The following is an 18,335-nucleotide window of genomic DNA, read 5'->3' as shown; positions in this document are numbered from 1 at the left end:
GGCCGTGGGGGCCCAGGGCCCGATCAGCGCGTCGGCCCTGGCCAAGGACCTCGGGCTGACCGCCGCGGCGGTGCGCCGCACCTGGACGCGCTCGAGGACGCCGGCCTCATCGCCGCGCACGAGCCCGCCCCGGGCGCCCGCCGGGGCCGGGGTCGCCCCGCCCGCGCCTACGTGCTCACCTCGCTGGGGCAGGACCAGTTCCAGACGCACTACGACGACGTGGCAACCGCGGCCCTGCACTTCCTGGCCGACCACGCGGGGGAGCAGGCGGTCGAGAGCTTCGCGGAGCACCAGATGGCCGCGCTCGAGGAGCGGTTGCGCGTCGCCGTGGACGCGGCCGTCGCCGAGAGCGGGGTCGACGACCTGGACACCCGGGCCGCGGCCCTCGCCCGCGCCCTGTCCGAGGAGGGGTTCGCCGCCTCCACCCGCCCCGTCGGGCTGGGCACCGGGCTGGCCGGCCTGCAGCTGTGCCAGGGGCACTGCCCCGTCCGGTCCGTGGCGACCGAGTTCCGTCAGTTCTGCGACGCCGAGACCGACGTGATCTCCCGGGTCCTGGGCGTGCACGTCCAGCGGCTGGCCACCCTCGCCGGTGGCGAGCACGTGTGCACCACGTATGTTCCTACGGGCGCGTTCGGCACGGGCCCGCCGACGCCCGACCAGGAGGCGGCGGCCCCGCCGCGCCCCTACCACCCCGTTCCGACCGATCCTTCCACCACCCTGCACGCTCGCCGAGAGGACGTGAGATGAGCACCAACATCGAGGAGCTCAACCCAGGCCTGAAAGACCTGGGGAAGTACGAGTACGGCTGGGCCGACAGCGACCTGGCCGGAGCCACGGCGCGGCGCGGCCTGTCCGAGGAGGTCGTCCGCGGCATCTCCGGGCTGAAGAACGAGCCGGCCTGGATGCTGGAGCAGCGGCTGAAGGCCCTGCGCCTGTTCGGCAAGAAGCCGATGCCGCACTGGGGCGCCGACCTGTCGGAGATCGACTTCGACAACATCAAGTACTTCGTGCGGTCCACCGAGAAGCAGGCCACCAGCTGGGAGGACCTGCCCGAGGACATCAAGAACACCTACGACCGCCTGGGCATCCCCGAGGCGGAGAAGCAGCGGCTCGTCGCCGGCGTCGCCGCGCAGTACGAGTCCGAGGTCGTCTACCACCAGATCCGCGAGGACCTGGAGGAGAAGGGTGTCCTCTTCCTGGACACCGACACCGCGCTGCGCGAGCACGAGGAGCTCTTCCGGGAGTACTTCGGCTCGGTCATCCCGGCCGGTGACAACAAGTTCTCCGCGCTGAACACGGCGGTGTGGTCCGGCGGCTCGTTCATCTACGTGCCCAAGGGTGTCCACGTCGACATCCCGCTGCAGGCCTACTTCCGCATCAACACCGAGAACATGGGCCAGTTCGAGCGCACGCTCATCATCGCCGACGAGGGCTCCTCGGTGCACTACGTCGAGGGCTGCACCGCCCCGATCTACAAGACCGACAGCCTGCACTCGGCGGTCGTCGAGATCATCGTCAAGAAGGACGCACGCGTCCGCTACACGACGATCCAGAACTGGTCGAACAACGTCTACAACCTGGTCACCAAGCGCGCGACCTGCGACGAGGGCGCGACCATGGAGTGGATCGACGGCAACATCGGGTCCAAGGTGACGATGAAGTACCCCGCCGTCTTCCTGCTCGGCGAGCACTCCAAGGGTGAGACCCTCTCTGTCGCCTTCGCGGGCGAGGGCCAGCACCAGGACGCCGGCTCCAAGATGGTCCACGCCGCGCCCCACACCTCCTCGACCATCGTGAGCAAGTCGGTGGCCCGGGGCGGCGGCCGCTCGTCCTACCGCGGCCTGGTCCAGATCAACGAGGGCGCCCACCACAGCAAGTCCTCGGTGGTGTGCGACGCCCTGCTCGTCGACCAGATCTCCCGCTCCGACACCTACCCCTACGTCGACGTCCGCGAGGACGACGTCCAGATGGGTCACGAGGCGACCGTCTCCAAGGTGTCCGAGGACCAGATGTTCTACCTCATGTCCCGAGGCCTGTCCGAGACCGAGGCCATGGCGATGATCGTGCGCGGGTTCGTCGAGCCCATCGCCCGCGAGCTGCCCATGGAGTACGCCCTCGAGCTCAACCGCCTCATCGAGCTGCAGATGGAAGGAGCCGTCGGCTGATGTCGCTTCTGATCGACGAGAGCAAGACGCACCAGGACCCCCAGGCCCAGATCGGTGGCGACCACCGGATCCCGGACGAGTCCCGGGCCGCACGCCACCGCTCCTTCGACGTCGAGACCTTCCCCGTCCCGACCGGTCGCGAGGAGGAGTGGCGGTTCACCCCCGTCGACCGGCTCGGCGGCGTCCTGTCCGACGCCCCCACCGACGACCAGCCGGGCGACGCCGCAGCCGGGTATGACGTGCAGGCCCCGTCGGGCGTGGAGGTCGGCACCCTCGCCCCGGGCCAGGCCCCCCGCGGCACCGTCCTGGTCCCGGAGGACCGCGGCGCGGCCGTCGCCAGCAGCAACACCCCCGAGGCCCTCCACGTGCGGATCCCGGCGGACGCCGAGCTGGACGGTCCGGTGCGCGTGAGCGTGCAGGGCCGTGGCGCGGGACGACGCAGCAACGCCCACTACGTCCTGGAGGCCGGCACCCACAGCAAGGCCCTGGTCATCCTGGACCACACCGGCAGCGTGCAGCACACCGGCAACCTCGAGGTCATCGTCGGGGACGGCGCCGAGCTGACCGTCGTCAGTCTGCAGCGCTGGGAGGACGACGCGGTGCACCTGGGCCAGCACGAGGCCCTCGTGGGCCGGGACGGCACCTACAAGCACATCGCCGTCAGCCTGGGCGGCGGCATCGTGCGGATGAACTCCAACGTCCGCTACGCGGGCCCCGGTGGCGACGCCACCCTCCTCGGGGTCTACTTCGCCGACGCCGGCCAGCACCTCGAGCACCGCTCGTTCGTCGACCACAACGCCCCCCGGTGCACCTCGCTGGTCACCTACAAGGGCGCGCTGCAGGGCGACAGCGCCCGCACGGTGTGGGTCGGTGACGTCCTCATCCGCAAGGAGGCCGAGGACATCGAGACCTACGAGCTCAACCGCAACCTGGTGCTCACCGACGGTGCGCGCGCCGACTCGGTGCCCAACCTGGAGATCGAGACCGGCCAGATCGCCGGTGCCGGCCACGCGAGCTCGACCGGACGCTTCGACGACGAGCAGCTGTTCTACCTGATGTCGCGCGGCATCGGTCAGGACGAGGCCAAGCGGCTGGTCGTGCGCGGCTTCTTCGCCGACATCATCGCCAAGATCGGCGTCCCCGAGGTCGTGGAGCGGCTCATGGTCGCCATCGACGACGAGCTCAGCCTCACCATGGGGGAGCCCGGCGACGGCGTGACCCTCCCCGAGGGCCAGGCATGAGCGAGCCCGTGCAGGTCAGCCAGGCCGTCCGGGTGTGCTCGGTGGACGACCTGCCCCGCGTCGGGGCGGCCGTCGCCGAGATCGAGGGACGACGGGTCACCATCGCGCGGGACTCCGCCGGTGAGATCCATGCCTTCGACGACACCTGCACGCACGCCAACGTCAGCCTCGCCGAGGGCGAGGTCGAGGGCGACCTCATCGAGTGCTGGCTGCACGGGTCCCAGTTCGACATGCGGACGGGCCAGCCCCGGCAGCTGCCGGCGACCCAGCCCGTCCAGGTCCACACCGTCACCCTCGAGGGCGACGACGTCTACGTCACGCTCGCCGGCTGACCGGCACCCCCACACCCTTGACAACCCTGCTCACGAAGGAGCAAGCATGACCACCCTTGAGATCAAGAACCTCCAGGTCAGCGTCGAGACCGACGACACCGCCAAGGAGATCCTGCGCGGCGTCGACCTGACCATCAACTCCGGCGAGACGCACGCCATCATGGGCCCGAACGGCTCCGGCAAGTCCACGCTCGCCTACGCCATCGCCGGCCACCCCAAGTACACCGTCACCGGTGGCGAGGTCCTCCTCGACGGCGAGAACGTCCTGGACATGGGCGTCGACGAGCGGGCGCAGGCCGGGCTCTTCCTGGCGATGCAGTACCCCGTCGAGGTGCCGGGCGTGTCCGTGTCCAACTTCCTGCGGACCGCCAAGACCGCCATCGACGGCGAGGCGCCCAAGCTGCGGCACTGGGTCAAGGACGTCAAGGGCGCCATGGACGCGCTGAAGATGGACTCCTCCTTCGCCGAGCGCAACGTCAACGAGGGCTTCTCCGGCGGCGAGAAGAAGCGCCACGAGATCCTGCAGCTGGAGCTCCTCCAGCCCAAGATCGCCATCCTGGACGAGACCGACTCCGGTCTGGACATCGACGCGCTCAAGGTCGTGTCCGAGGGGGTCAACCGGGTCAAGGCCAACACCGACCTCGGCGTGATGCTCATCACCCACTACACCCGGATCCTGCGCTACATCCAGCCCGACTTCGTGCACGTCTTCGTCGCGGGCCGGGTCGCCGAGTCCGGCGGCCGCGAGCTGGCCGACCGCCTCGAGGCCGAGGGCTACGACCGGTTCCTCACCCCGGCCCTCTGATCGCGGTCACGGGAGGACGAGGTATGACGTCCGGCCGGCCCCCCGCCGCGCCCCCGCTGGGAGGGGAGCAGCTCGCGCGCCTGCGCGGGGACTTCCCCATCCTGGGGCGCACGGTGCGCCGGGGCCGTCCGCTCGTCTACCTCGACAGCGGGGCGACCTCGCAGAAGCCGCGGATGGTGCTGGAGGCCGAGCGGGCCTTCTACGAGCAGCACAACGCCGCCGTGCACCGCGGGGCGCACCAGCTCGCCGAGGAGGCGACCGAGGCCTTCGAGGGGGCCCGTGCCGGCGTGGCACGCTTCCTCGGCGCCCCGGCCGACGAGGTCGTCTTCACCAAGAACGGCACCGAGGGGCTCAACCTGCTGGCGTACGCCTTCTCCAACGCCGCGGCGCCCGGGGCGATGGACGGCGCAGACCCGGCCTGGGCCGACCGCCTGCGGCTGCGGCCGGGCGACGAGGTCGTGGTGACCGAGATGGAGCACCACGCCAACCTCGTGCCCTGGCAGGAGCTGTGCCGTCGCACCGGGGCGACGCTGCGCTGGATCGGCGTGACCGACGACGGCCACCTGGAGGACCCCGGCGAGGTCGTCACGGCCCGCACGAAGGTCGTCTCGCTCACCCACGTCTCGAACGTCCTGGGCACCCTGAACGACCTGGGGCCCGACTCCCCGGTCGTCCGCGCGGCGCGGGCCGTCGGCGCGCTCGTCCTCGTGGACGCCTGCCAGTCGGCCCCGCACCTCGACCTGAGCCCGCTCACCGCACCCGGGTCCGGGGTCGACGCGCTGGTCCTCACCGGTCACAAGACGCTTGGCCCCTCCGGCGTGGGGGTCCTGTGGGCCCGCCGTGAGCTGCTGGAGGCCATGCCGCCGTTCCTCACGGGCGGGTCGATGATCGAGGTCGTCCGCATGGAGGGATCCACCTGGGCGCCGCCACCCCAGAAGTTCGAGGCGGGCGTGCCGATGGCCGCCCAGGCCGTCGGGCTGGCCGCGGCCCTGGACTACCTGTCGGGCGTCGAGGGCGGCCTGGAGCGGGTGCACGCGCACGACCAGGCGCTGGTGCGGCATACCCTCGACCTGCTGGCCGAGCGCCCCTGGGTGCGGGTCCTCGGGCCGACCGACTCCACCGAGCGGGTGGGCTGTGTCAGCTTCGTCGTCGACGGGGTCCACCCCCACGACGTCGGCCAGGTCCTGGACGACTCGGGCGTCGCGGTGCGGACCGGGCACCACTGCGCCTGGCCGCTGCACCGGCGGCTGCGGGTGCCGGCCTCGACCCGGGCGAGCTTCGCGGTCTACACCTCCCCGGAGGAGATCGACGCCTTCGTCGCCGCGCTGGACCGTGTGCCGCAGATCTTCGGGATGAGCGCGTGAGGGAGAGGGAGCACTGATGGACCTGTACGGCGAGCTCATCCTCGACCACGCGCGGCACCCCCAGCACGCGGGGCTGCGAGAGCCCTACGACGTCGAGGTCAACCACGTCAACCCGACCTGCGGCGACGAGATCAGCCTGCGGGTCCGGGTCCTCGGCAGCGGGGCGGACGCCGTCCTGGAGGACGTGTCCTACGACGCGCTCGGGTGCTCCATCTCGGTCGCCGCCGCCTCGGTGCTCGCGGAGGAGTCCCTGGGGCACCCCGTGGCCAGCACCCTGCAGACCTACCGCCACGTGCACGCCATGCTCACCAGCAAGGGCGCGGACCCCGGTGACCCCGAGCAGGTCGGGGACGCGGTCGCCTTCGCCGGCGTCGCGAAATATCCTGCGCGTATCAAGTGCGCCCTCCTGCCCTGGGGGGCCTACCTGGACGCCCTGGCCCGTGCCGGGGTCGACATCTCTCGGCCGCCAGCACCCAGCCCGACCACTGACCGACCATCTCACCTGGAGGCATGATGACCACGACCACCCCGCCCAACGTGGCCGACATCGAGGAGGCCTTGCGTGACGTCGTCGACCCCGAGCTCGGCATCAACGTCGTGGACCTCGGGCTCGTCTACGGCGTGACCGTCGACGCCGCGTCCCACGCCGTCATCGACATGACCCTGACCTCGGCGGCGTGCCCGCTCACGGACGTCATCGAGGACCAGATCGCCCAGACCCTGGAGGGGCTGGTGGCCAGCCACCGCATCAACTGGGTCTGGATGCCGCCGTGGGGCCCGGACAAGATCACCGACGACGGGCGTGAGCAGCTGCGCGCCCTCGGCTTCAACGTCTGAGCAGCGGCCTCCCGGCCGCCGCCCGCCGATGACCGCACCCCGGCCGGTCGAGGTCGCCCCCGAGCGTATCGCCGGCTGGGTCGCGCGGTTCACCACCTCCCACGGGGAGGTCACCTGGTCGCTCGCCGACGCCGAGGGCCAGGGAGGCTCCCCGTCGGCGTACCTGCTGTCGGCCGCCGACGGCTCCTGGGCCCGTCTTCAGGGCTGGGCCTCGCCCTCGGGGGCCGACCGGCCGCCCGACCTGTCGGCCGCCGCGGCCTGGGTGCGACCACCCGGCCCGGTGCTGACCCTGCTGGTCCGACGGGGCGGGTATGCCGTGGCCGTCAGCTCGGGCGGTGGCGAGCTCCTCGCCTCCAAGGTGGGCACGCGTCACGTCCAGTCGCGCACCGCCGCGGGCGGCTGGAGCCAGCAGCGCTTCGCCCGCCGGCGCGCCAACCAGGCCGACGAGCTCGTCGGCGCGCTCGTGGGCCACGCCGTCCGGGTGCTGCAGGAGGGGGAGGGCCGGGCCGGGCCGGTGGCGGCCCTGGTGGTGGGAGGTGACCCCTCCCTGACCGCTCAGGCCCTGGCCGGGCTCGGCCACGGGCCTCGCCGGCGGGTGCCGGACCTGCCGCGACGGGAGCTGCCGGACCTCGCCGACCCCCGACGGTCCGTCCTGGAGGAGGCGGTGCGCCGCGGGCGGGCGGTCCGGGTCCGCGTGCACAACGCCGAAGGACGCGGCGCAGTCCCCGGGAAGGGGGCGGCGCCGCGTCCTTGACGCGTCCCGGTCAGGCCGGGGGCGTCGGGCTCAGCCTCGGGCTCAGCGAGCCGGCTCCGGCTGGTTCTGACGCGGCGGCGAGGTGTCGGCTCCGGTCTCCGCGTCCCGGGCGGGGCGCTCCTCCGGGGCGACCGGGGTCTCGGTCGCCCAGGGCAGGCCACGGCGCGCTGCGTCGTAGGCGGCCCGGTCCAGGATGCCCTCGCGCTTGGCCACGATCGTGGGGATGAGTGCCTGGCCGGCCACGTTGGTGGCGGTGCGGCCCATGTCGAGGATCGGGTCGACCGCCAGGAGCAGACCGACGCCCTCGAGCGGCAGGCCCAGGGTGGACAGCGTGAGGGTGAGCATGACGGTAGCCCCGGTGACGCCCGCCGTGGCGGCCGAGCCGATGACCGCCACGAAGGCGATGAGGAGGTACTCGGTGAGGCCCAGCTGGACCCCGAAGAACTGCGCGACGAAGATCGCGGCGATCGCCGGGTAGATCGCGGCGCACCCGTCCATCTTGGTGGTCGCGCCCAGCGGGACGGCGAAGGAGGAGTACGCGCGGGGGACGCCGAGGTTGCGCTCCGTGACCGCCTGGGTGACCGGCATCGTGCCGATGGAGGACCGCGAGACGAAGGCCAGCTGGATGGCGGGCCAGGCGCCGGAGAAGAACTGCCGGACCGACAGGCCGTGCACGCGCAGCAGCACGGGGTAGAGCACGCCGATCACGAGCAACAGGCCCACGTAGATCGCCAGGGTGAAGCGGCCCAGGGAGCCGAGCGTGTCCCAGCCGTAGGCCACGATGGCGTTCCCGAGCAGACCGACGGTCGCGAGCGGGGCGAGCAGGATGATCCACCACAGGACCTTCTGCACCACGCTGAGCGCGGAGCGGCTGAAGGTGAGGAAGGGCTCGGCCGCGTCGCCGACCTTGACGACGGCGATCCCGACGGCGATCGCCACGATGAGGATCTGCAGGACGTTGAACGACAGGTTGACGCCGGCGTCGTTCGCGCTGGCCGACAGGCCGAGCGCGTTGGCGGGGATGATGCCCGTGAGGAAGTCGAGCCAGCCGCCGGTGCGCGAGGGCTCGGCCGCGTCGGCGGCGGTGACACCGGCGCCGCGGGCCGGGTCCAGGAGAAGACCGGTGGCGATGCCGATGCCCACCGAGATCAGCGCGGTGATCGCGAACCACAGCAGCGTCTGCCAGGCGAGGCGGGCGGCGTTGGTCACCTCCCGCAGGTTGGCGATCGAGGACACGATGGCCAGGAAGACCAGGGGCGGCACGATGGTGCGCAGCAGGGTCACGAACGAGGACCCGATGATGCGCAGGGTCTCGGAGAGCCAGGTCGGGTTGTCGGCGCTGGCGCCGGTGGCCCGCGCCACGAGGCCGAGCGCGACGCCGAGCACGAGCCCGATGAGCACCTGGGTCCCGAAGGAGACCCGGGGGAGTCTGGAGAGCACGAGGAGCACCCTTTCGTTGACGTGGGGGCGGGGGCAGCGTCGTCGGTCCCCCCGTGGTCGGGTGTGACCGCACAGCGAGCCACGGTATGTCGCAACACCGGGTTATGGGTGCCCATTCCGCCCCTCGGGGCGGGACCTGTGTGATCCCGGTCACCTCCGTCGGCCGGGCGACCACCCGGCACGACGAAGCCGCCGCCCGGTCGGACCGGACGGCGGCTGCGACGATGTGGCGGGCGGCTCAGTAGTCGTCCACGCTCGCGGCGTTGAGCACGTCGCATTGGTTGGCGTCCGCCGACTGGTAGCCGCGCATGAACCACCCCATCCGCTGCTCGGAGGAGCCGTGGGTCCACGTGTGCGGGGTGACCTGGCCCTGCATACGCTCCTGGATCGAGTCGTCACCCACGGCCGCGGCGGCCGACAGGGCGGAGCGGATCTGCTCCTCGGTGGGCGGCTCGAGGAGGGCGTCCTCGCCCTGGGCGACGTGACCGACCCAGGCGCCGGCGAAGCAGTCGGCCTGCAGCTCCACCCGCACCGCGCCGGACTCCTCGCCCTGCCGGGACTGCTGGGAGGCCTGCAGCGCCCCGGTGTAGTTCTGGATGTGGTGGCCGTACTCGTGCGCCAGGACGTAAAGCTCGCCCAGCGAGCCGCCCTCGGCGCCGAGCTGGCCCTCGAGCTGCTGGAAGAAGCTGGTGTCCAGGTAGATCTGCCGGTCGAGCGGGCAGTAGAAGGGTCCGACGGCGCTGCTGGCCTGGCCGCACTGGGTGTTGACGCCGCCCGAGAAGAGGATGGCGGTGGCCGGGGCCGCACGGGGGTAGACCTCGGTCCAGTATGTCTCCAGCGAGGCCATCCCGCCCTTCATCCGGCAATCGACGTTCTCGTTGGCGTCGGCCCCGGTGCGGCACTCGGCCAGGTCCACGTTCTGGGCCGAGGAGTCCTGCCCCTGCGACTGGGGCTGGAGGACCTGTCCCGGGTCGCCGCCGAAGAGCATGACCAGCAGCGCCAGCAGGAGCGCGCCGATGCCGCCCCCGACGGCCATGCCGCCGCCTCCGCCGCCACCGCGACGGGCCCTGCCGCCGCCGATGTTGGCGTTCTCCCTGAACGTCATGGATGCCTCCGCTGGTGCGTGCGTCCGCGCCGGTCGGGTGACCGGGGGTCTAGCGCGTAGACTAGTCATCCGCCCACCACCGTGCACCCGCCGGTCCGGCGTGCCGTCCCACCCCCCTTCCCCCGCAGCCCCGGTCCGGGCTGCCCGAGCGCCCAGGAGGAGCCACCCGTGATCACCGCCAGCGCCGTCGAGATCCGCGTCGGGTCCCGGTTGCTCATGGAGGACGTCACCTTCCGCGTCGGCGCCGGTGACCGGGTCGGCCTGGTGGGGCGCAACGGCGCGGGGAAGACGACGCTGACCAAGATCCTGGCCGGCGAGGGTCAGCCGAGCGGCGGGACGATCGGGCGCACCGGACAGATCGGCTACCTCCCGCAGGACCCCCGGACCGGGGACCTGGAGGTCCTGGGCCGCGACCGGATCCTGTCCGCCCGCGGCTTGGACGAGGTCATCCGCGGCATGCGGGCCGCGGAGGAGGCGATGGCGACCCAGGAGGGGGAGGCACGCGAGAAGGCGATGCGCCGCTACTCCCGGCTGGAGGCTGAGTTCACCTCGCGCGGGGGGTATGCCGCAGAGAGCGAGGCCGCCTCGATCGCCTCGAGCCTGGGGCTGCCGGACCGGGTGCTCGCCCAGCCGCTGCATACCCTCTCCGGCGGGCAGCGGCGACGGATCGAGCTGGCCCGCATCCTCTTCAGCGGGGCCGACACGCTGCTGCTGGACGAGCCCACCAACCACCTGGACGCCGACTCCGTGGTCTGGCTGCGGGAGCACCTGCGCGGCTACGCCGGTGGTCTGATGATCATCTCGCACGACGTGGACCTCATCGAGACCGTCGTCAACAAGGTGTTCTACCTCGACGCCAACCGTCAGGTCATGGACATCTACAACATGGGGTGGCGCAGCTACCTCGTCCAGCGGGAGGCCGACGAGCGCCGGCGGCACCGGGAGCGCGCTAACACCGAGAAGAAGGCGGCCGCCCTGCTGGCGCAGGCCGACAAGATGCGGGCCAAGGCGACCAAGGCCGTGGCGGCGCAGAACATGGCGCGCCGTGCCGAACGGATGCTGGCGGGGCTGGAGGGGGAGCGGCAGGCCGACAAGGTGGCCAAGCTGCGCTTCCCCACCCCCGCGCCGTGCGGCCGCACCCCGCTGACGGCGGAGGGGCTGTCGCGCTCCTACGGCTCCCTGGAGATCTTCACCGACGTCGACCTGGCGGTCGACCGGGGATCGAAGGTCGTGGTGCTCGGCCTCAACGGGGCCGGGAAGACCACGCTGCTGCGGCTGCTCGCGGGGATCGACCGACCGGACACCGGTGAGGTCGTCCCGGGGCACGGGCTCAAGCTCGGCTACTACGCGCAGGAGCACGAGACCCTGGACGTGACCCGGTCGGTCCTGGAGAACATGAAGAGCGCCGCGCCCGACCTGGACGAGACCGAGACACGCAAGGTGCTCGGGTCCTTCCTCTTCAGCGGTGACGACGTGGACAAGCCGGCGGGTGTGCTCTCCGGCGGGGAGAAGACGAGGCTCGCCCTGGCCATCCTCGTGGTCTCGGCCGCCAACGTCCTGCTCCTGGACGAGCCCACCAACAACCTCGACCCGGCCTCCCGGGAAGAAGTGCTGGCGGCCCTGCGCTCCTACGAGGGAGCGGTCGTGCTCGTCAGCCACGACGAGGGAGCGGTGAGCGCCCTGGAGCCCGAGCGGGTGCTGCTGCTGCCCGACGGGGTCGAGGACCTGTGGGGCCGCGACTACCAGGACCTGATCGCCCTGGCCTGACCCCGGCCACCGGGCGCCCCCGGGCGCCGGAGAGGAGCTTTCCGGATGACGATGCACGGCATGGCCCGCGGCGGGAGCGTGCGCAGCTTCGCCAAGGACCCCTCGGTGCGCTCGCACAAGGTGGGGCGGGAGACCGCCCGACGGGTGACGGCCTACGGCCGGCCCTTCGTGCCGGAGATCGCCGGCTACCTGGCGCTCGCCGTCCTCGGCGGGTTGATGAGCGTGGCCGTGCCCCTGCTGCTGCGGCGGATCATCGACGACGGTGTCACCCCGGGGGACCGCGAGGTGGTCATCACCCTCGGTGCGGTCGTGGCGGTGCTCGCGGTGGCGAGCTCCCTGACGACCGTGCTCAGCCGGTGGGTGAGCGCCCGGATCGGGGAGGGCCTCATCCTCAACCTGCGGCGCGAGGTCTTCGCGCACGTCCTGCGCCAGCCGATCGCCTTCTTCACCCGGGCCCAGACCGGAGCCCTGGTCTCGCGGCTCAACTCCGACGTCATCGGGGCCCAGACGGCCTTCACGTCGGTGCTGTCCGGGCTGGTCGGCAACATCGTCCAGATTGTCCTGGTCGTCGCCGCGCTCGTCTCCATGAGCTGGCAGATCACCCTGCTGGCGCTCCTGCTCCTGCCCCTCTTCCTCGTCCCCGCCCGGCTCATGGGGGCCCGCCTGTCCGACCTCACCCGCCGGCAGATGAGCCTCAACGCCGACATGCAGAGCCGCACGACCGAGCGCTTCAACGTCGCCGGGGCGCTGCTGGTGCGGCTCTTCGGACGGCCGGTCCAGGAACAGCAGGAGTACGGCGACCGGGCCCGGGGCGTCCGGGACGCCGGCGTCGCGATCGCCGTCAACCGCGTCATCTTCCTCGCCGGGCTCGGGCTGGTCGCCGCCCTGGCGACGGCCCTGGTCTACGGGCTGGGCGGGCTGATGGCGATCAGCGGGGAGTTGACCATCGGGGAGCTCGTCGCCATGGCGGCGCTGCTCTCCCAGCTCTACGCACCCCTCACCGCTCTGTCCAACGTCCGGGTCGACATCATGACCGCGCTCGTCAGCTTCGAGCGGATCTTCGAGCTGCTCGACCTGCAGCCGCTGGTGGCGGAGTCGAACGCGGCCCGCGACCTCCCGTCCGGTCCCGTCGAGGTCGAGCTGCGCGACGTGAGCTTCTCCTACCCCGCCGCCCAGGAGGTGTCGCTGGCCTCCCTGGAGCAGCGGCCCGAGGCCGAGGTCGCCGACGGCCACGCGGTGCTCGGCGGGATCAGCGCCGTCGTGCCGCCCGGCACGATGACGGCGCTCGTGGGTCCCTCCGGGGCCGGAAAGACCACCCTCACGGCGCTCGTGTCCCGGCTCTACGACCCCACCGAGGGGCAGGTGCGGATCGGGGGTGTCGACCTGCGGGAGGCGACCTTCGACTCGCTGCGCGACACGGTGGGCGTGGTGACCCAGGAGGCGCACATGTTCAACGACACCGTGCGCGCCAACCTCGTCTACGCCCGGCCCGGTGCCACCGAGGACGAGGTGTGGGCGGCCCTCGAGGGGGCCCAGATCGCCGACCTCGTGCGTCAGCTGCCGGCGGGGCTGGACACGGTCGTCGGTGACCGCGGCCACCGCCTGTCCGGCGGGGAGAAGCAGCGGCTGGCGATCGCCCGGCTGCTGCTGAAGTCACCCGCGGTCGTGGTGCTCGACGAGGCCACCGCCCACCTGGACAGCGGCTCGGAGGCCGCGGTGCAGCGCGCCCTCGACTCCGCCCTGGCCGGGCGCACCTCGCTCGTCATCGCCCATCGCCTGTCGACCGTGCGGGACGCCGACCAGATCCTCGTGCTCGACCGGGGACGCGTCGTCCAGCGCGGGACGCACGAGGAGCTGCTCGCGGCGGGCGGGCTGTACCGCGCGCTGCACGACACCCAGTTCCGCCACTGACGCGCCATACCCCGCGCACACGTCCCGTCGAGGTGCACAGGTCGCTCAGGCATCCTCCTCGTCCCAGATGCGGGTCTTCCTGGCCCGGGCCTGCCGGGCGGGGACGACCTCGCCGCGGGCGGCCGCCTCGTCCTGGGCCTCGCGCCGGGCCATGACCAGGACGAGCACGAACCCGACGGGAACGGTCAGCCACCACTGGATCGCGTAGGCGAAGTGCGAGCCCAGGCGGGTGTCCGGGGCGGGCAGGAGCGCCGGGGCCTGCTCCGGTGAGGGGTCCTCGGCGCCGAGCACGAGGTACGCACCGACCACCGGGCCACCAACCGCCAGCTCGGCGCGGGGAAGGTCGACGGAGGCCAGCTGTCCGGCGGGCAGGTCCCGACCCAGGTCCGGCTCCGAGGGGCGGAGCCAGCCGGTCACCTCGACCTGTCCTTGAGGTGGAGGCGCGACCTCCGGCTCCTCGGCTGCGGTCGCGGCGTTCCGCACCCACCCCCGGTCGACGACCAGGACCCGGCCGTCGTCCAGGACGAGGGGGACGAGCACCTCGTAGCCGTAGACACGCTGGTAGGGGCGGTTGCGCACCAGCAGCTGCTGCTCGGGGCGGTAGGTGCCGCGGGCGCTCACGTGCGTCCACTCCGCGGACGGGGCGAGCGTCGCATCCCGGGGAAGCACCTCAACCAGGGGTCGAGGGTCCTCGAAGTAGTTCGCCTCGACGAGCTGGCGCCGCTCCACCTTGCCCTCGTGCCGGTCCAGCTGCCACAGCCCCAGCCCGAGGGTGACCGCTGCGAAGACCGCCGCCAGCAGGAGGTAGAGGAGCCACCGGGGCCGCCGCAGCACCTGCCAGGTCCCGGCCTCACCCACGGTCGTCCTCGCCGTCGCCGTCCAGGTCGGCCACGGGGACGACCTCGAGCAGGAAGCCACGGACCTGCACGAAGTCGCGGAGGTGGTCGCGGTGCTCGTCGCAGGCCAGCCACACCTTACGGCGCTCGGGGGTGTGCAGCCGCGGGTTGCGCCACACCACGGCGTGCTCGGGCACGGCCCGGCACCCCTTGGCGCTGCAGACGAGGGACGGCGTCGAGCCCGCCGTCACGACCCTCCGGGCGGGACCGTCCTCGTCCGGCGTCGGGGCGGGTCCGGCCTCGGGCGTCGGCGCACCGGGGCGGACGACGGTGCCGGGGATCACCACGGAGCCCGGGATCACGACGGAGCCGGGGGCCACCTCCGTGCCCGCAGGCCCCGGCTCCGGTGCCGGGGCGGGGGCGGAGGTCGAGGGCCCGAGCCCCTGGACGGGCGAGCGGACCTCGGCGCTCGCCGGTGCCCGCCTGCGGTCGGCCGCGTTGGCGATCATCACGGCGAAGGACGGCAGGATCGTGGCCAGGACCGCCATCACGCCGGCGAGGACGTAGTACTCCTGCACGAAGGCCCAGACGGCCACCGGGAAGGACAGGGTGCGCACCCCCATGGCCATGAGGTAGTGGCGCATCCGCCGGGACCGGTCCTCCTCCACCGAGGCGCGGGCGTCGGTCACCGCCTGCGCGGCGCGCCGCGGCGCGCGGGACTGGTGGGTGGGCACCTCCCCACGATACGGCTACGGTGGGGCGGTGAGCGAGACGCACCCCACCACCACGCCCCTGTCCGTGCTGGTCACCGGCGGCAACCGCGGCATCGGCCTGGCCATCGCACGGGCCTTCCGCCAGGACGGCCACGACGTCGTCGTCACCCACCGCAGCGGTGAGCCCCCCGAAGGTCTGCAGGGCGTGCGGTGCGACGTCACCGACTCCGCGAGCGTGGACCGCGCCTTCGACGAGGCCGAGGCGATCCTGGGCCGCCCGGTCGAGGTGCTCGTGGCCAACGCCGGCATCACCAAGGACACCCTGCTCATGCGGATGAGCGACGAGGACTTCGAGACGGTCCTCGACACCAACCTCACCGGGGCCTTCCGCTGCGCGCGCCGGGCCTCCAAGGGCATGATCCGGGCACGGAAGGGCCGCATCATCCTCATCTCCTCCGTCGTGGGCCTCTACGGCTCGGCGGGCCAGACCAACTACGCCGCGTCCAAGGCGGCCCTCGTCGGGCTGGCCCGGTCGATCACCCGCGAGCTCGGCGGCCGGGGCATCACCGCCAACGTCGTCGCCCCCGGCTTCATCGAGACCGAGATGACCGAGCAGCTGTCCGACGACCTGCGCACGACATACCTGGCCGGCATCCCAGCCGGTCGCTTCGCGACGGCGGAGGAGGTGGCGGGCGTGGTGCGCTTCCTCGCCAGCCCGGAGGCCGCCTACGTCTCCGGCGCCGTCATCCCCGTCGACGGCGGCCTCGGTATGGGGCACTGACCCGACCGGGCGTCCGGTCACCCAGGGCGGGGGCCGGCGGCGCGGCGCAGCCCGGCAGCCTCCGCCGTCCGCGAGCAGGCACGCACTAGAGTCCTCCCATGCTCCTCGACGGCAAGAAGATCCTCATCACCGGTGTCCTCATGGACAGCTCCATCGCCTTCCACGTCGCGCGCCTGGCGCAGGAGCAGGGCGCGACGGTCGTGCTGACCTCGTTCGGCCGGACCTTCAGGATCACCCAGACCATCGCCAAGCGGCTGCCGCAGCCGGCCCCGGTGATCGAGCTCGACGTCACCGACACCGAGCACCTGGACACCCTGGCCGACCGGCTGGGGGAGCACGTCGACCACCTCGACGGGGTCCTGCACTCCATCGGGTTCGCCCCGAAGGGCGCCTTCGACTTCATGCAGGCCCCGTGGGAGGACGTGGCCACGGCGGTGCACGTGAGCGCGTACTCCCTCAAGGCGCTCGCCGCGGCCTGCCTGCCGCGGATGGGGCAGGGTGGCAGCGTGGTGGGCCTCACCTTCGACGCGCAGTACGCCTGGCCGATGTACGACTGGATGGGCGTGGCCAAGGCCGCCTTCGAGGCGACCAGCCGCTACCTGGCCCGCGACCTCGGCCCGCACGGGATCCGGTCCAACCTCGTCTCCGCCGGGCCCATCGCCACCACCGCGGCCAAGTCGATCCCCGACTTCGAGCAGTTCGCCCGGTGGGGGGAGCACGCGCCGCTGGGGTGGGACGTCAAGGACGCGGTGCCCGCGGCCCAGGCCTGCGTGGCGCTGCTGTCCGACTGGTTCCCGGCGACCACGGGCGAGATCGTGCACGTGGACGGCGGCTACCACGCCACCGGTTTCTGACGGCAACCACGCGACGCGGTCGGTCGCGCTGACGGCAACCACACGACGCGGTCAGTCGCGCTGACGGCAACCACACGACGCGGTTGGTGGGGGTAGGGGTAACCAGACGGGGCGGCCGGTCGAGGGGGGCGAGGGGGTCGGGGTGGGGGTCAGCCCTCGATGACGGTGCCCTTGCCGACGACGACGATGCCGGAGTCGGTCACGGTGAAGCCGCGCGCCCGGTCGGCCTCGTGGTCGACGCCGATGTGCACGCCGGCGGGCACGAAGACGCCCTTGTCGATGATCGCGCGGTGGATCTGGCAGGACCGCCCGATCTCCACCCGGTCCATGAGCACCGAGCGGGTCACGTGGCTGAAGCTGTGCACCTTGACCCTGGGCGAGAGCACCGAGTCCGACACCGTCGAACCGGAGATGACCGAGCCGGGGGAGACGGCGGAGTTCACGGCGTGGCCGATGCGGTCCCCGGAGCCGTGCACGAACTTTGCGGGCGGGTGCGGGCCGTAGTTGGTGTAGATCGGCCAGGCCTCGTTGTAGAGGTTGAAGACCGGGTGGACCGACACGAGGTCCATGTGCGAGTCGTAGTAGGAGTCGATCGTCCCGACGTCGCGCCAGTAGCCCCGGTCCCGGTCCGTCGAGCCGGGGATGTCGTTGTCCTTGAAGTCGTAGACCCAGGCGTCCTGCTGACGGACGAAGGACGGCACGATGTCGCCGCCCATGTCGTGCTTGGACCCCTCATCCTGAGCGTCGGCCCGGACGGCCTCCTCCAGCGCGGACGCGGTGAAGACGTAGTTGCCCATCGACGCGAGGACCTCGTCCGGGGCGTCGGGCAGCCCCTGCGGGTCGTTCGGCTTCTCCAGGAAGTCACGGATGCGGCGGGGGTCCTCGGGGTCGACGTCGATGACGCCGAACTGGTCGGCCAGGCTGATCGGCTGCCGGATGGCCGCGACGGTGCAGGCCGCACCGGTGGCGATGTGCTGGTCGACCATCTGCGCGAAGTCCATGCGGTAGACGTGGTCGGCGCCCACGACCACGACGATGTCGGGCCTCTCGTCGTGGACGAGGTTGAGGCTCTGGTAGATCGCGTCGGCGGACCCGGAGAACCAGTGCTTGCCGAGGCGCTGCTGGGCCGGGACGGGGGCGACGTAGTTGCCGAGCAGCGTGGACATCCGCCAGGTCTTGGTGATGTGGGCGTCCAGGCTGTGCGACTTGTACTGCGTCAGCACGACGATCTTGAGGAAGCCGGAGTTGACGATGTTGCTCAGGGCGAAGTCGATGAGCCGGTAGATGCCGCCGAAGGGGACGGCCGGCTTGGCCCGGTCGGCGGTGAGCGGCATCAGCCGTTTCCCCTCGCCGCCGGCCAGGACGATGGCCAGGACCTTCAGACGAGAACCGCGCTGCGCTGCCATGACACCAACCTAGTAGAGCGCTGA

Annotated in this window: 18 protein-coding genes; 13 read left to right on the top strand and 5 right to left on the bottom strand. The window is 72.1% G+C overall.

Translation table 11 applies throughout. The annotated features are described in order from the left end of the window. Positions 1 to 171 precede the first annotated feature (171 nt). From E3Z34_RS09930 to E3Z34_RS09890, 9 genes are read left to right on the top strand one after another with little or no spacing between them, the layout of a single operon-like run. Entirely contained in the window at positions 172 to 747 is a 576-nt protein-coding gene (locus E3Z34_RS09930; RefSeq protein ID WP_194092405.1) for a helix-turn-helix transcriptional regulator, read from the top strand. Then, complete coding sequence (gene sufB, locus E3Z34_RS09925) at positions 744 to 2,165, top strand: Fe-S cluster assembly protein SufB (RefSeq protein ID WP_134773462.1); 1,422 nt, start codon at positions 744 to 746, stop codon at positions 2,163 to 2,165. The genes E3Z34_RS09930 and sufB overlap by 4 nt, the downstream gene beginning before the upstream one ends. Beyond that, positions 2,165 to 3,406: a Fe-S cluster assembly protein SufD gene (gene sufD / locus E3Z34_RS09920; protein WP_134773461.1), complete on the top strand. Its 1,242-nt coding sequence runs from the start codon at positions 2,165 to 2,167 to the stop codon at positions 3,404 to 3,406. The genes sufB and sufD overlap by 1 nt, the downstream gene beginning before the upstream one ends. Further along, positions 3,403 to 3,738 carry a non-heme iron oxygenase ferredoxin subunit gene (locus E3Z34_RS09915; protein ID WP_134773460.1) on the top strand — a complete coding sequence of 112 codons (336 nt, stop codon included), beginning with the start codon at positions 3,403 to 3,405 and terminating at the stop codon, positions 3,736 to 3,738. The genes sufD and E3Z34_RS09915 overlap by 4 nt, the downstream gene beginning before the upstream one ends. Before the next feature lie 46 nt (positions 3,739 to 3,784). Continuing rightward, a complete protein-coding gene (gene sufC, locus E3Z34_RS09910) occupies positions 3,785 to 4,543 on the top strand; it encodes a Fe-S cluster assembly ATPase SufC (RefSeq protein WP_134773459.1) in 759 nt (252 codons plus the stop codon). A gap of 23 nt (positions 4,544 to 4,566) precedes the next feature. After that, positions 4,567 to 5,907, top strand: a complete 1,341-nt coding sequence (locus E3Z34_RS09905; RefSeq protein ID WP_134773458.1) for a SufS family cysteine desulfurase — start codon at positions 4,567 to 4,569, stop codon at positions 5,905 to 5,907. Positions 5,908 to 5,923: 16 nt separating this feature from the next. After that, the gene (sufU, locus tag E3Z34_RS09900; RefSeq protein ID WP_134773457.1) at positions 5,924 to 6,421 is read left to right on the top strand and encodes a Fe-S cluster assembly sulfur transfer protein SufU; all 498 of its coding nucleotides are present in this window, start codon (positions 5,924 to 5,926) and stop codon (positions 6,419 to 6,421) included. Beyond that, a complete protein-coding gene (locus tag E3Z34_RS09895; RefSeq protein ID WP_134773456.1) occupies positions 6,418 to 6,744 on the top strand; it encodes a metal-sulfur cluster assembly factor in 327 nt (108 codons plus the stop codon). Before sufU ends, E3Z34_RS09895 begins: the two co-directional genes overlap by 4 nt. Positions 6,745 to 6,772: 28 nt before the next feature. After that, entirely contained in the window at positions 6,773 to 7,498 is a 726-nt protein-coding gene (locus E3Z34_RS09890) for an acVLRF1 family peptidyl-tRNA hydrolase (RefSeq protein WP_134773455.1), read from the top strand. 42 nt (positions 7,499 to 7,540) lie between these two features. Here the strand turns inward: E3Z34_RS09890 and E3Z34_RS09885 are convergent, their stop codons facing one another. After that, positions 7,541 to 8,938 carry a dicarboxylate/amino acid:cation symporter gene (locus E3Z34_RS09885; RefSeq protein WP_134773454.1) on the bottom strand — a complete coding sequence of 466 codons (1,398 nt, stop codon included), beginning with the start codon at positions 8,936 to 8,938 and terminating at the stop codon, positions 7,541 to 7,543. A 238-nt stretch (positions 8,939 to 9,176) separates the two neighbouring features. After that, the gene (gene ypfJ / locus E3Z34_RS09880; protein WP_134773453.1) at positions 9,177 to 10,043 is read right to left on the bottom strand and encodes a KPN_02809 family neutral zinc metallopeptidase; all 867 of its coding nucleotides are present in this window, start codon (positions 10,041 to 10,043) and stop codon (positions 9,177 to 9,179) included. A 168-nt stretch (positions 10,044 to 10,211) separates the two neighbouring features. On the opposite strand from ypfJ, the gene E3Z34_RS09875 reads away from it, so the two are divergent. After that, a complete protein-coding gene (locus E3Z34_RS09875) occupies positions 10,212 to 11,810 on the top strand; it encodes an ABC-F family ATP-binding cassette domain-containing protein (protein WP_134773452.1) in 1,599 nt (532 codons plus the stop codon). Between the two features lie 45 nt (positions 11,811 to 11,855). Continuing rightward, complete coding sequence (locus E3Z34_RS09870; RefSeq protein WP_134773451.1) at positions 11,856 to 13,721, top strand: ABC transporter ATP-binding protein; 1,866 nt, start codon at positions 11,856 to 11,858, stop codon at positions 13,719 to 13,721. Positions 13,722 to 13,766: 45 nt separating this feature from the next. Here E3Z34_RS09870 and E3Z34_RS09865 read toward each other — a convergent pair whose 3' ends face one another. Both E3Z34_RS09865 and E3Z34_RS19825 read right to left on the bottom strand, forming a co-directional pair. After that, positions 13,767 to 14,579, bottom strand: a complete 813-nt coding sequence (locus E3Z34_RS09865) for an SURF1 family cytochrome oxidase biogenesis protein (protein ID WP_134773450.1) — start codon at positions 14,577 to 14,579, stop codon at positions 13,767 to 13,769. Continuing rightward, on the bottom strand, positions 14,572 to 15,291 hold the full coding sequence (locus tag E3Z34_RS19825) for a DUF3099 domain-containing protein (protein WP_134773449.1): 720 nt from the start codon (positions 15,289 to 15,291) through the stop codon (positions 14,572 to 14,574). Before E3Z34_RS19825 ends, E3Z34_RS09865 begins: the two co-directional genes overlap by 8 nt. Before the next feature lie 28 nt (positions 15,292 to 15,319). On the opposite strand from E3Z34_RS19825, the gene fabG reads away from it, so the two are divergent. Then, positions 15,320 to 16,051: a beta-ketoacyl-ACP reductase gene (fabG, locus tag E3Z34_RS09855; RefSeq protein ID WP_170213003.1), complete on the top strand. Its 732-nt coding sequence runs from the start codon at positions 15,320 to 15,322 to the stop codon at positions 16,049 to 16,051. A 98-nt stretch (positions 16,052 to 16,149) separates the two neighbouring features. Continuing rightward, positions 16,150 to 16,905, top strand: a complete 756-nt coding sequence (gene fabI / locus E3Z34_RS09850) for an enoyl-ACP reductase FabI (RefSeq protein WP_134773448.1) — start codon at positions 16,150 to 16,152, stop codon at positions 16,903 to 16,905. A gap of 149 nt (positions 16,906 to 17,054) precedes the next feature. Here fabI and glgC read toward each other — a convergent pair whose 3' ends face one another. Further along, positions 17,055 to 18,311: a glucose-1-phosphate adenylyltransferase gene (gene glgC / locus E3Z34_RS09845; protein WP_134773447.1), complete on the bottom strand. Its 1,257-nt coding sequence runs from the start codon at positions 18,309 to 18,311 to the stop codon at positions 17,055 to 17,057. Between the last annotated feature and the right edge of the window lie 24 nt (positions 18,312 to 18,335).

The organism is Ornithinimicrobium flavum (assembly GCF_004526345.1).
GTDB lineage: Bacteria > Actinomycetota > Actinomycetes > Actinomycetales > Dermatophilaceae > Ornithinicoccus > Ornithinicoccus flavus.
The sequence above is the reverse complement of the archived record's forward strand: the minus strand, read 5'-3'. Positions and strand labels throughout refer to the sequence as shown.

What these genes read in the sequence shown, in the direction of transcription:
- sufB (WP_134773462.1), top strand. Translation starts at nt 744, where the DNA reads ATGAGCACCAACATCGAGGAGCTCAACCCAGGCCTGAAAGACCTGGGG.
- sufD (WP_134773461.1), top strand. Translation starts at nt 2,165, where the DNA reads ATGTCGCTTCTGATCGACGAGAGCAAGACGCACCAGGACCCCCAGGCC.
- E3Z34_RS09915 (WP_134773460.1), top strand. Translation starts at nt 3,403, where the DNA reads ATGAGCGAGCCCGTGCAGGTCAGCCAGGCCGTCCGGGTGTGCTCGGTG.
- sufC (WP_134773459.1), top strand. Translation starts at nt 3,785, where the DNA reads ATGACCACCCTTGAGATCAAGAACCTCCAGGTCAGCGTCGAGACCGAC.
- E3Z34_RS09905 (WP_134773458.1), top strand. Translation starts at nt 4,567, where the DNA reads ATGACGTCCGGCCGGCCCCCCGCCGCGCCCCCGCTGGGAGGGGAGCAG.
- sufU (WP_134773457.1), top strand. Translation starts at nt 5,924, where the DNA reads ATGGACCTGTACGGCGAGCTCATCCTCGACCACGCGCGGCACCCCCAG.
- E3Z34_RS09895 (WP_134773456.1), top strand. Translation starts at nt 6,418, where the DNA reads ATGATGACCACGACCACCCCGCCCAACGTGGCCGACATCGAGGAGGCC.
- E3Z34_RS09890 (WP_134773455.1), top strand. Translation starts at nt 6,773, where the DNA reads ATGACCGCACCCCGGCCGGTCGAGGTCGCCCCCGAGCGTATCGCCGGC.
- ypfJ (WP_134773453.1), bottom strand. Translation starts at nt 10,043, where the DNA reads ATGACGTTCAGGGAGAACGCCAACATCGGCGGCGGCAGGGCCCGTCGC.
- E3Z34_RS09870 (WP_134773451.1), top strand. Translation starts at nt 11,856, where the DNA reads ATGACGATGCACGGCATGGCCCGCGGCGGGAGCGTGCGCAGCTTCGCC.
- fabI (WP_134773448.1), top strand. Translation starts at nt 16,150, where the DNA reads ATGCTCCTCGACGGCAAGAAGATCCTCATCACCGGTGTCCTCATGGAC.
- glgC (WP_134773447.1), bottom strand. Translation starts at nt 18,311, where the DNA reads ATGGCAGCGCAGCGCGGTTCTCGTCTGAAGGTCCTGGCCATCGTCCTG.